General features: G+C 36.7%; 12 protein-coding genes. 10 read left to right on the forward strand and 2 right to left on the reverse strand.

Annotated features, from left to right (window positions below):
- Positions 1-4 precede the first annotated feature (4 nt).
- From RGE70_RS05720 to RGE70_RS05765, 10 genes are all read left to right on the forward strand, one after another.
- Complete coding sequence (locus tag RGE70_RS05720) at positions 5-3532, forward strand: glycosyltransferase family 2 protein (protein WP_310470570.1); 3528 nt, start codon at positions 5-7, stop codon at positions 3530-3532.
- Between the two features lie 26 nt (positions 3533-3558).
- On the forward strand, positions 3559-4221 hold the full coding sequence (locus RGE70_RS05725; RefSeq protein ID WP_310470571.1) for a sulfotransferase family protein: 663 nt from the start codon (positions 3559-3561) through the stop codon (positions 4219-4221).
- A 114-nt stretch (positions 4222-4335) separates the two neighbouring features.
- Entirely contained in the window at positions 4336-4995 is a 660-nt protein-coding gene (locus tag RGE70_RS05730; protein WP_310472930.1) for a sulfotransferase family 2 domain-containing protein, read from the forward strand.
- A 165-nt stretch (positions 4996-5160) separates the two neighbouring features.
- Positions 5161-5814: a sulfotransferase family 2 domain-containing protein gene (locus RGE70_RS05735; protein ID WP_310470572.1), complete on the forward strand. Its 654-nt coding sequence runs from the start codon at positions 5161-5163 to the stop codon at positions 5812-5814.
- Positions 5815-6222: 408 nt separating this feature from the next.
- Positions 6223-6630: a sulfotransferase family 2 domain-containing protein gene (locus RGE70_RS05740; protein WP_310472931.1), complete on the forward strand. Its 408-nt coding sequence runs from the start codon at positions 6223-6225 to the stop codon at positions 6628-6630.
- Between the two features lie 125 nt (positions 6631-6755).
- The gene (gene gmd, locus RGE70_RS05745) at positions 6756-7871 is read left to right on the forward strand and encodes a GDP-mannose 4,6-dehydratase (protein WP_310470573.1); all 1116 of its coding nucleotides are present in this window, start codon (positions 6756-6758) and stop codon (positions 7869-7871) included.
- 63 nt (positions 7872-7934) lie between these two features.
- A complete protein-coding gene (locus tag RGE70_RS05750) occupies positions 7935-8978 on the forward strand; it encodes a GSCFA domain-containing protein (RefSeq protein ID WP_310470574.1) in 1044 nt (347 codons plus the stop codon).
- A gap of 19 nt (positions 8979-8997) precedes the next feature.
- The gene (gene fcl, locus RGE70_RS05755; RefSeq protein WP_310470575.1) at positions 8998-9957 is read left to right on the forward strand and encodes a GDP-L-fucose synthase; all 960 of its coding nucleotides are present in this window, start codon (positions 8998-9000) and stop codon (positions 9955-9957) included.
- Between the two features lie 91 nt (positions 9958-10048).
- Positions 10049-10501 (forward strand): GDP-mannose mannosyl hydrolase, encoded by a 453-nt coding sequence (locus tag RGE70_RS05760; protein WP_310470576.1) that lies wholly within the window; start codon positions 10049-10051, stop codon positions 10499-10501.
- A gap of 29 nt (positions 10502-10530) precedes the next feature.
- Complete coding sequence (locus RGE70_RS05765) at positions 10531-11172, forward strand: hypothetical protein (protein ID WP_310470577.1); 642 nt, start codon at positions 10531-10533, stop codon at positions 11170-11172.
- A gap of 92 nt (positions 11173-11264) precedes the next feature.
- Here RGE70_RS05765 and RGE70_RS05770 read toward each other — a convergent pair whose 3' ends face one another.
- Together RGE70_RS05770 and RGE70_RS05775 are read right to left on the reverse strand one after the other, a co-directional pair.
- A complete protein-coding gene (locus RGE70_RS05770; RefSeq protein ID WP_310470578.1) occupies positions 11265-12599 on the reverse strand; it encodes a tail fiber domain-containing protein in 1335 nt (444 codons plus the stop codon).
- Positions 12600-12610: 11 nt separating this feature from the next.
- On the reverse strand, positions 12611-13024 hold the full coding sequence (locus tag RGE70_RS05775; RefSeq protein ID WP_310470579.1) for a hypothetical protein: 414 nt from the start codon (positions 13022-13024) through the stop codon (positions 12611-12613).
- Positions 13025-13176 lie beyond the last annotated feature (152 nt).

The raw sequence follows: 13176 nt of genomic DNA on the forward strand, positions 1-13176 counted from the left end.
CTATATGAAACCTCTAATTTATAAACAGATTGAAGTATTAAAAAAACACTTAAAAAATACCGAAATCGATGCCGCTAAGCTTCAAGCTCAAGCACTAATAGGCCAAGGCATAAGTGATACCGCGACCGGATTAATCAAAGCGCTCTGTAAGCACCATGGTCAACCACTTGAGACCTTATTGAAGCATTCTGTAGCCCCAGAAGTCGCCATAGATTATTCAAAAATAGATAAACTGTCAAAGCTAGATGAGCTACCGCCTAAGCAGGGCATCAGTATTGTTAGCTGTTGTATGAACCGTAATGAAAATTTAAAAAAAGCGTTGAAAACGTGGTTAAAACTCTCTGTTGATGAAATAATAATTGTTGATTGGTCTTCAAGTACACCGGTAAGTGAGACATTAGCAGGTATTAACGATTCAAGAGTCAAAATTATTCGTGTAGAAAATGAGTCAAAATGGATATTAACATATGGTTTTAATGTTGGGTTGCGTGCAGCTTCATTTGAAAAAATATATAAACTTGATGCTGATATAGAAGTTAGTCCAAACTTTTTGGAGTTAAACTCCTTCATTGATTTTGAGTACGTTAGAGGTCATTGGAAAACTGCCCTCGATAATGACCAAGCAGATCAAACTTATGTTAACGGATCATTTGGTTGCTATAAAAAACACTTGCTTGAAATCGGTTTTTACAATGAGTATATAAGGTCATATGGTTGGGATGACTCTGATATATACTCACGCCTGTCAAATGAATGTGGCCTGAAAAGAAAGTATTTAAGTTTTGATTCCGTCGTACATATGACTCAAGAACAAGAAGAGCGACTCGCTCACCAGAATGTATCTAAAAATAAGTTCTTAGGGCACTTTGAGTCTACAGAATATTATAATATGAGGAATAAATACCAAACATCACTTTATGGGGATTGGTCATGTAAGCTATTGAGTGATTATGAAATTACGGATGTTAAAAATAACGTAGTTTCATGCAGAAGAATAAGTGAAGACTTGCCAATACCTAAACAAGTAATTACTGATGCTGAAAGGTATGCCGTCATCAAGCTTACCAGCTGGTTTGATCCAGAACTAACCAATGTTTTATACTTATATCCCGAAATGCCATTCTTAGTGAAAGAACACTTTTATCAAGGTGTCCCTTTTTCATATACAAAAGAAATTGTCAATAATATAACCTTGAATATCCCTGCGGAAAAAGGTGAAGTACTTACGGGTAATATTCATGACTTATTAATGAAAATGCAACCGCAACCGCAGTTTGAGTATATAAGGGCTAATAGTCTACCGACTTCGTTAGAGCTAGAGTGTGATAATGTGAAGTTATGGTTAGTTACAGCTAATACTGATAATCAGGAGGGCAGTGCTAATTTAGAAGGTACGGAGTCTAGAGTCTTTATCACAAGTTTATTTGATGAAAGTAAGCCTGAGAGACTGCGTGAATACCTATATTGTATTCAGGAAAATTGTAAGCATTTCGATACCTTATTTTTATTTTATGAAAAAAGTAGTGGTCTACTTTACCAAGAGCTTAAAAAGTTGTTGGGTAATACTGTTTACTGGCAAAAAATTATTTTTTGCACATATCAAGAAAGGCCTACGTTTAAGTTTTTATTTGATATAGCAGATAAACTTTTTCCAAATGCCATAATATGTATTTCTAATGCAGATATTGCTGTTGACGAATCAATAAAAAAGATAACCCTTGATAAGTTAGATGATTCATTTTTTGCTATTAGTCGACATGAAGTAGACATTAATAGCAAAAAATCAACAGGACTTATTCTAAACCAATTGGGTATTCCTAATACTTTTTCTGCCGATATGTGGGTATACTCATCCCCACGAAAATATAAATTCAAATCGGATTTTCCAATAGGAACTTTCCATTGTGATTCATTTATGAATTATTATATTGATAAATCTGGTTATAAGTTGTTTAACCCTTGCTTAGATATAAATTTGTATCATATTCATGATCCTGTATTTAATTCATCTGAAGAAAAAGCGATAAAGCAAAAAGAAGAGATTGAGAAAAAATTGCAAGAAGAAGTGAACTTTAATAATGGGGTCTACCCATTGAAAGGTTCCAAGTGGGGAATGATTGAAAGTTATAATTTAGAAACATCGTGCACAGGTGTTGTTGATTGGTTTAACACCTTAATTAAGATAGAAATTCATAATGGTAATGTAGTTCAAGGGTTAGCTGCAGCTTTAATTGCTTTAGAAAGTTTTGAATCAATAAATTGTCCTACCAGTGTGTGGTTAAATCTTCAGCATCCAATTAATGATGCCAATACGTATAAATTAGTAGAATCATTTGTACAGTTTATTGATTCACCCTATTTGCATTTTGGGGTTTATCATTCCGAATCTAAAATTGCGAAAAGCGATGAATTGGTTCAATTGGATGTTAGCCATGCGCAGCTCATTGAAACAGTAGAAAGCCTAAGAAATAGAGAATGCAGTGATTTTTGGGGTTTTGTTAATAAAAATTATGAGTTTAATGGTAAGTTTGGCTTAGATTATGACCCTTTTATTAGTGCATTATTTCAAGTCGATGCCTCTGATATTCATACCTATAAGCTAATTAATGCATTACAAACTCACCAATTAGGCTACCTAGAAGCTTTTATCACGCAAATGGCTCCTGGCAATTCAATGGTGGCCTTTAAGAGTGATATTGAATGTATGTTAAAAAAAACAAGTCAAGCCGCAACGAAAAATAACAATAAAATCCCGACGATAAGCTTTATAACCTCAGTGTATAAAGGTGAAGAGTTTATGAGAGGTTATTTGGAAAACATAGCTATAGCCGCACTAGAATGCGGAGGGGAAGTCATTATTATTGATGCTAACTCTCCTGAACAAGAAATTGATGTTTTTAATCAGTTTATTAGCGACTTTCCTGAGTATGAGGTTCTATTTACTTATGAAAAATTAGACCATGATCCAGGTTTATATAATTGCTGGGAATTAGCAATAAATAAAAGTTCTGCTGAATATGTTAGTAATGCAAATTTGGATGATAGACGAAGCCCATTTCAAGCTGGGGTGCTAATTGAGCAACTAAATAACAACCCAAAATATTCAGGTGCTGCAAGCGCGATGCGGGCAACAACCGCACGAAATACTCCTTGGTATAAACAAACAGAAAATCAGTATTGGTTTAATAAAGGCTATAGAAAGCATATCGACTTCGATGCACTATATATTAAAAGCGAAGATAACATCGTTAAATCACAAAACATCATGCATTGCATGCCTATTTGGAAAAAATCATTACACAAAACGTATGGATATTTTAACGAAGAAAAGTACGGCACCAGTGCTGACTGGGCATTTTGGCTAGAATGCACGCAAAATGGTGAAGTGTTTTGCTTAGTACCGCAGGTGTTATCACAGTATTACATTAATGAGCAATCGCATAACCGAGTCAATGACCCCAATGGTACTAAAGAGAAAAGAATAATTGCTGATTATTTAAATGTAAATCAGACTGTGTTTGAACAACAATAGATAAATGACTTGATGGGATATGATTCATGAGAATTTTACATTCAAAAAAATTAATATTTATAAGCAAACCACGATGTGGTTCTACCTCTGTACGTCGATTTTTAGATTCTCAAATGCAAGAAGGTGATGAGAAGTGTGATTATGGTAATGAATTCCCAAATATGCCTGAGTTGCACCCGCATATGTCTGCACCTGCAGTGCATTCTTATCTATGTAAAAAAGGGGTAGATGTAGATAAGTACACTACATTTACCATTACAAGGCATCCTGTAGCTATGTTGTGGTCTTATTACAATTACTTCAAACCTGATGTTAATTATCGGTATAACTACTCCCCGGAATATCAATCAGCTCAACTGTTAGACTTTAGCTGTTGGCTTAAACATGGTCATGTAGGTATTGGTTTATGGCGGGAGTTTTGTCCAGATTTTATTACTGGAAATGACTTTTCTCCTTTATCTTTGGAAGCTCATGCAAATGATAAAAATAACATTAATTTAATCGATAAGGTATTCAAGTTAGAGTCATTAAGTGAGTGTGAAGCTTGGTTAGGAGATTTTTTCGATATTAACGTTGACATAGATGCGGTAAACCAAAGTGATTCAACGAGGATGCCTAAATTATCAGAAGAGTTATTGGATAAAGTTCGAAGTGAGTTTGCAGTAGAAAGCATCTTATATAAAATATAATAAACTGGAGTGGAAATGGTCAATCTAAAGAATAAAGTAGTAAAATTTTTTTCATGTTGAAAGTGCTGGCCTTTGTTACGTTAACAACCCAAAAGTTGGTTGTACTAATTGGAAATGCATCATGCGTTACCAAATGGTGCTGAGGATTACCTTAAACCGGCGTTAGCTCACAATCGAATTGATAGCGGTTTGTCTTTTGTTACAGAGCAAACTCACCCAATAGAGTTAATAGGCGATAAAACAATACCGAAATATGCCTTTGTGCGAAATCCATATAGCCGAGTATTATCTGCGTATCTTAATAAAATCGAGCCATATGCCGAAGGTGTAAGAGGTGAAAATGATGATAATAATTATTTTTACAGGGTATATACTGAAGTGGATGCATATCACTGCAATAATTTGCCGTTAGTGTCGAAAGTTAACTTTTACTGCTTTCTACTTTGGCTGACAAATGTTAATAATGTACATACTCGAAATGAACACTGGCGGTCACAAGTTGAACTGCTACAAACAGGTAGTGTTGATTATACGTTTATTGGTAAACTTGAGAATTTAGATGATGATGATGCACCAACTTTGTTAAATTATATTGGATGTGACATTGACTTCCCAAGCCAAAAAAAGGTGAGTTTTGCACCTACAAATGCAACCAGTAAATTAGAAAAATATTACACTGAACAAGAACTAAAATTAGTGAATGCCTTGTTCTTATCTGATTTTGAATTTTTTGAATATGACTTAATAACAGATTCTTTGGAGCTGAAATGTTAGTTTTATAAAGTTGTGCCCCTAAGGACTGTCGTTGTATCTTTTGAACTAATAATCCTGTGGGAGTGAAGAGGACAGGTTGGTTAACTGTTGGTTAGGTGCTTTACTATAGAAAAGTAGGATTCCACAACAGCTTAGCATTATTTAATTTGTTATTTAGGAGGTTATATGATTTATTATTTTCCGCACATCCCCAAAGCTGGTGGTACAACATTGAGAAAAATTTTTTATAATGCTTTTGGGCCGGAACGCTGTTTAAAAATTTGGAATGGTTTTAATTCTGATTGTGATGCTGAAAGCTTTGCACTATTCGATAAGTTTAACGAGTTTGACTGTATTGTTGGTCATTTAAGTTTGCCATCTTTTTTATTAAATAAATATGCAGCAGAAATGCTGAAGCAAGGAGAGGTTAAAGTTATAACGTCTATTCGTGAACCAATGGAGCGTTTAATTAGTCAGTACAATTATACGAAATTAAATAAAAAGCACCCTCACTACCACAGAATACAAAATGTGGAAATTGAACAATACTTATTGAATCAGCCCTGCAATCAGCAATCAACATTTCTTGCTATCGATAATGTTAATGTTGTTGGTAACATAAGTGTTTGCAATGTTGAAAATTCCATTCCATTCTTTGCAAATTATTTAAGCAAAATAGTTGGTCGGGACGTGTCGACGAATGTTGTCCCTACCAATTTGACAAGAGATTTAGACCCTTCTGCTTCATTGTATGATGTAGAGGATATATCGGAGGATGTTAAATTACAGTTTAAAGCGAATCATTCTTTAGATTATCAGCTTTATGAGCGTCTAAAGTAAGTGTTTTTTGTTTCGAACTGTTACCGGATAAATATTCAGAAACATATAATGTCAATGTCAATGTCAATGTCAATGTCAATGTCAATGTCAATGTCAATGTCAATGTTAATGTTAATGTTGATGTTAATGTTAATGTTGATGAGTGTAGCCCGCCGGTAGTATTTGTTGTCGGAATGGATAGGCTTTGAACTAAGGTTTAAGTCAAAGTGTTTAGTGCTTCTAAGTTAACAATTTTAATCATTAATATGTGATTTTAAGGAGGAGAAAGTTATGTTAGTAAGCCATACCAATAAATTTTTTTCACTAAAACAGCAAAGGCTGCTGGCACTTCAGTAGAAGTGTTGTTTTCCTGAAGGGGAGTGGACACTTTCCCATTTCCGGGATGAATACATAAATAATGATACAGGTATTGTTGGCTACCGGGGGAGTAATAAGGGGAACTCTAAATTTTATAACCATATGTCAGCAAGTGATATAAAGCATAATTTATCTTTAGAGATGTGGAACGAATACTTTAAATTTACAGTCGTAAGGAATCCTTTTGACAAAATGGTATCCGCTTTCTATCATTTTGAAAAAAGTGGTAATAAAGACAAGTACCTTAATGACGGATGTGACGATATTTCCAGATTTCGTAACTGGGTTCGCCCCGGAGATAAGGTCATCGATTGTTCTGCTTACTTAATTGATGGTGACATCGCATTAGATTACTTTATTCGTTATGAAAACCTAAAAGGTGATATTGAACAGGTATGTAAAAAGTTAGGGCTTAAATATGATATAAAAGACCTACCAAAGCTGAAAGCTGAAAGCTGAACATAGAGATAGAACGATAAGTCTGCAAGATATGTATGACTCAACAACAGAGTCAATCGTCAGAGACTTATATAAATTTGAGTTTGAGTATTTTAATAATAACTTAGTGTAAAAAAGAGAAAAAGATGAAAAAAGCGTTAATTACCGGTGTTACCGGACAAGATGGCTCATATTTAGCCGAATTTTTATTAGAAAAAGGTTATGAGGTGCATGGAATTAAGCGCCGTGCCTCATTATTTAACACTGCACGGGTTGATCACATTTATCAAGATTTACATGAAGATAATCCGCGTTTCTTTTTACATTATGGTGATTTGACCGACAGTTCAAATTTAACCCGTATTTTAAAAGAAGTGCAACCTGATGAAGTGTATAACCTAGGTGCGCAGTCTCATGTTGCGGTTTCGTTTGAATGCCCTGAGTACACCGCTGATGTCGATGCTATGGGAACATTACGCTTACTTGAAGCGATTCGCTTTTTAGGCTTAGAAAAGAAGACTAAGTTCTATCAGGCCTCTACTTCAGAACTTTATGGTGAAGTACAAGAAATACCACAAACAGAAACCACACCGTTTCACCCGCGTTCACCTTATGCAGTAGCAAAAATGTATGCTTACTGGATTGTGGTTAACTACCGTGAATCATACGGCATGCATGCTTGTAATGGTATTTTGTTTAACCATGAGTCGCCGCGCCGTGGTGAAACCTTTGTTACCCGTAAAATCACCCGTGCTGTTGCTAATATTGCCCAAGGCTTAGAGCAGTGCTTATACCTTGGTAACATGGATGCATTACGTGATTGGGGCCATGCCAAAGATTACGTGCGTATGCAGTGGATGATGTTACAACAAGACACCGCTGAAGACTTTGTAATTGCCACAGGCAAACAAATTTCAGTGCGTGAATTTGTGCGTATGTCTGCTGCTGAAGCGGGTATTATGCTTGAATTTAGCGGTAACGGCGTTGAAGAGATTGCTACTGTTGTTGCAGTTACTGGTGATAATGCCCCTGGTGTCAATGTGGGTGACGTGATTGTAAAAGTTGACCCTCGCTACTTCCGCCCAGCAGAAGTTGAAACCTTACTGGGTAACCCTGCTAAGGCGAAAGCTAAGCTTGGTTGGACACCTGAAATTACTGTTGAAGAAATGTGTGCTGAAATGGTACAACATGATTTAAGCCAAGCTAAACAGCATGCATTACTAGAAAAGCATGGTTTTAATGTAGCGGTAGCGAAAGAATAATACTGACGAAAAGAATGCAAAGGTCAGCTTACTGGCTTTTGCATTTCAGTAAAAGGATGTTATATGAGTGAAGGAGAATATGGCAGTTTGTCTGCAACTCGAGAAGGTAGTGGCCCTTCTTCATGGGCAGAGGCGCATTGGCATGCGCGAAATGTTTCTTTATATCCGTCAAATAATCAAGATTTTCTTGATGTACAGTCATGCATTTCTCAGCATTTATTGTCTGGTGATTTACCGACTAAACCAGTATTGACGGCTGAGCAAAATGTTATAACAATTGGGTCATGCTTTGCTGCTGAATTACGCCATTTTTTAGATGAAGCAGGCCTTTCATCTAACAGTTTTTGGATCCCTTCAGGGCTAAATAATACCTTTGCATTAAAAGATTTTCTTAGCTGGGTTGTAACGGGTAAAGAAACTGCAACAGGCTATCGGTATCAGCGTAACAATGACGGTTCAATAGACGACTGGGCTCCCGAGTACGAAAGAGAGTTTTATTTACAAAAACTCATTAATGCTTCTTCATTTGTGTTTACAATTGGTCTCGCTGAAATATGGGAAGATACCATTTCTAAAAAAGTTTTTTGGCGAGGTATTCCTGATGACATTTTTGATGAGCAGCGCCATTTTTTCAGGCTATCTACAGTTGAAGAAAATGTTGATAATCTAAATTGTATTATTTCGCTATTACAATCAATAAATCCTAAGTGTTCTATTGTTTTTACTTTGTCACCCGTACCTTTGAAAGCGTCATTTCAAGATACTTCCTGTATGATTTCAGATTGTGTTTCAAAGTCTGTATTACGCGTAGCGTTGCACCAGGTGATATCTGAAAAGCATCCCAACATATATTATTGGCCATCGTTTGAAATTATTAAATGGTTAGGCTGTCACCTTCCTTACCCTGTTTATGGTACTGATGATAAAGTTGTTCGGCATGTATCAAGGTATATGGTTTTACAAATTTTAAGCTCTTTTACTGAAGTTTTTTATGGTAAGCATATTAAAGAGCAGGTTTTTGATAACTTTGAATCTGCATTAGTGAAGGTTGATGGCGAACATGGCCAACCACCATTTTTATTTAAGGGAACTGTTGTTTCTGCTTAATTATATTTGAGAGTAAAAAATGAAGAGAATTTTTGTTGCTGGCCATCGTGGAATGGTCGGTTCCGCTATTGTCCGCCAGTTAAAAAGCCATAGCAATGTCGATATTGTCACTCGTACAAGAAGTGAATTAGACTTAACCAATCAGCAAGCGGTGGATGATTTTTTTGCTACTGAAAACATTGACCAAGTATACTTGGCTGCAGCAAAGGTTGGCGGAATACATGCAAATAACACTTACCCTGCTGATTTTATTTATGAAAATTTGATGATTGAATGTAATATTATCAATAGTGCTTTTAAGGCCGGTGTAAAACAATTGTTGTTTTTAGGGTCATCTTGTATTTACCCTAAGCTGGCTGTACAGCCAATGCAAGAAACGGCTTTGTTGACCGGCACGTTAGAAGAAACCAACGAACCGTATGCGATTGCTAAAATTGCCGGAATTAAGCTGTGTGAATCTTATAACCGTCAATACGGTGTTGATTACCGCAGTGTTATGCCAACCAACCTTTATGGACCTAATGATAACTTTCATCCTGAAAACTCCCATGTGATCCCTGCTTTGTTACGCCGTTTTCATGAGGCTAAACTTGCTGGTGATGAACAAGTTGTTGCTTGGGGCAGTGGTAAACCTATGCGCGAGTTTTTACATGTGGCCGATATGGCGGCAGCCTCTATACATGTAATGGAGCTTGAACGCGATATTTATGACGCGAATACCGAGCCTATGCTTAGCCATATTAATGTTGGCACGGGTATTGATTGTACCATTCGTGAACTTGTTGAAACGGTTGCAAAAGTCACCGGCTTTACGGGCAGTATCGTATTTGATGCAACTAAGCCAGATGGCGCACCTCGAAAACTGATGAACGTTGAAAGGTTAGCTGCATTAGGTTGGACATATAACATCGATCTTGAGCAAGGCCTAGCAGATGCTTATGCGTGGTTTTTAGCTAATCAAGATAGCTTTAGAGGCTAGGGTGTTGAGTTAATATTGTATACAGCTGCACAGTATTGATAACTTCAATTTAGCTTTTTTGATGCAGCTGTTTAAAAGGCGTTTTTACACAATGTTTTTAGATAAAGATATTTTCACTCAAGTTATCGACTCTACTCCATTAGTGTCAATTGATTTGGTCATTGAAAACAGTGCTGGTGAGGTTTTGTTAGGGCTTAGAAATAACAAACCCGCGCAAGGTTTTTGGTTTGTCCCTGGTGGAAGGATCCTTAAAAATGAGTCTATGGATAGTGCGTTTCAGCGCTTATGCCAGCAAGAGCTAGGGGTGGCTGCTAGTCGCGCTGAAGCTGAGTTTCTTGGCCCCTATGAACATTTTTATACTGATAGTGTATTTAGCGACTCTGTATCGACCCATTATGTGGTTTTAGGTTATAAATTACGGTTAAACATAGAGCTAGATTCGCTGCCGTCATCACAGCATAATCAATACTGCTGGATGACTAAAGCTGATATTTTAAATAGCAACGTTGTTCATAAACATAGCCAATGGTACATAGAGTCTTAGTTCGACTAAATTAATGGTGAATATTTACAATGAATAAAATTGTTCTGGCTGCAGCACTTAGGTTGCTACCTTATAAAATTCAAACTAAAGCGATAAGCAAAGCACTTAACTTTTTGCTTTTACCTGCACACACCAAGCCATTAACGGATAAATATTTATCTATTGGTTTAACAGACCCCAATAAACAATGGCTATTTATTAAGTCGTCAGCGGGGTTTGAGGGAGTGGCTTTGCGCGATAATATTGATATGGCTAATACCGTTTCGATAAACGTGGCTCTTGCTACAGTCATTGCTTCACGTGATAAAAATTGTTTAACTAACGCAATTAAATCACGTGATATTGCAGTAGATGGTAGCACTGAAAGTACCATGGCATTATACAGAGCTATTGATGCGATTAAACAATCGCAACTAGACTCGTTAAGTCGGCACTTTTTTGCATTTTTAAAAATGAAAGATACTACACCGCCACGCTTAAATTTAGAAACTGTAACTTTAATGGATGTGAAAACTTCAGCGGATGTTGACTTTTTACGCGATGAGGCTATTCGGTTAGAAGCTACCGATCTGAATATGGCTTATAAGTTAATGGAGTTAGCTCATAATGCCCGTCCTTCTGGACCATTGATTAAAGAAAAATTAGAAGAATACCGTATTAAATTGCAGTAACTTTGTTATTATTTTAGTTACTCTAGTTATGCAAAAAAAGGAGCCGATGGCTCCTTTTTTATTGGATAAATTATATGAGTCACGCTCAGTATCTATTTGTTCTCTAGTTCAGTTATTTTACTTTCTAAGTCTTTCACTTTTTGATATAAAGCTTTAATCGCTGCAAGAGAAATACCATTGCTGTCTACACTTGAAATGTGTTTTTCATCAGAACCAACATTAAATGCACTATAAAAATCTTGGGCCATCGGGCCAATGTGAGTGACCTTTCCTTTATCTTTGATATAGCTCCAATGGTTGATGGCAAGAGCATCGATTGACTTCAAAATTGAATCATAATTTACTTCGGATATGTTGTCTTTTAATAAACGACTTGAGCTTTGATTGACAACGCCTGCGACAGTAATGTCTCCATTGTTTTCAATGATTAATGGCGTTGTTATCGTGTCAGTTGTTTTATCATGAAGGACAAAGTTTAAGCCTGTAGGGGCGTTTGAGATTAACCACACTGTATTTTTAGTGGTGTCTTCCATCGATAGCCAGCCAGGGGCGTTATTTTTTAATGCTAACAGCGTTCTGCCTGTTGCACTTGAATTATTCTCTTCAATTGTTGCTAATGGTGTAAACCGACCACAAGCAATATTTAGGCTTCCATTTGAACCACAAGTCGTTGCATCTGTATCTAGGTTGTCACCTTGGATATGGGTCTTGCCATCTCCGTTAACAAGCATTGTATAGTCTGCTTGATTATTACCAATTAATAGTGCATTGGAATTATTACTTACAACATGTAAGTCTGCTGCTGGTGTTGCTGTACCCAAACCAATATCACCATCGGTATCAATATAAAGCGAGTTGTTTGGGGCGCTTGGGCGAATTTTAAAGGGTAATGCTGATCCGTTACTTGCATCACGAACAAAGAAGTTGGTTTCGTTGCTGCCTATATCCCATGCTTGTGCTGTAAAGCCTGAAGAACTATTTTGCTCCAAACGTAGGGTAGGGGTGTTGCCACTGACTGCATGCAAATTAAACAGTGGCGTTGAAGTGCCTATACCCACTCTGCCACCGTCGTCAACATACACGGAATGGTTTGGTGCACCTGCTTCTATTGTAAAAGGTGTTTTGCTGCTATCAATATCATCAATTGAAAACTTGTTGGCACCACCGTTGGCGGAATCATTGATTGTTATTTGCCAGTCGTTACTCGGAAACGATGAGCTAGCACTGGTGTCTTCAAACTTGATGCGTAAATTGTTTTCTTTCAAGCGAAGGGTGTCAAAATTAAAGCTTTCACCATTGACACAATCAAATCCGGCACAGAGGCTCCCAGTAACAATTACGTCATCTTGAAACACCTGGGCTGCATAGAGGTTGCTTGAAATGAGCAAGGACAATGCAGCCATAGATAGTGTTATTTTATTTTTCATTTTCATTCCTGTTATTGCTCATTCTGTGATGAACTCTGTTCTGCTAATTTGTTACTTGAATTAACTAACCCTGTTTGAGGTTCTGTTTCATCTATTTCTTCAGTTACAAACTCATTGTCTTTTACGTTAAAGTAACCTGAAGAGCTTATTATTTTTCCTGTATTTCTAGCCGTATTATTTCGACCTGTTTTACGGTCATTTATATATTCTACTTTGCCATTTTGAATATATTGTATTTGATATGTGTAGTTGCCAGAGTTATGGATCTCTAGGGTGTCAATATCGACTTGAGTGTCACCTTTGTAAAAGGTGTATGCTTTATAGAAGTCGTTAGGGCCTGATATCGTTATATTGGCTTCATCAAAATTGTTACCAAGTTCTATATCTAATACTGAACGGCTTTGTACAATGCTTGCTGCTGACACAGTTGCAGACCCTCCAATAACTACAAGTAGCACCGTAAAGCTGCTTAGTTTCCGTATAAAACCCATCGATTCCCCCCTCCGCCCAAAGTTAACTGTATGTTAACAAAGTGATAACAGGAAGCAAGTGATTGCTTGGTTTTGTTAACTTGTTT

The organism is Shewanella youngdeokensis (assembly GCF_033180165.1).
GTDB classification, from domain to species: Bacteria; Pseudomonadota; Gammaproteobacteria; order Enterobacterales; family Shewanellaceae; genus Shewanella; species Shewanella youngdeokensis.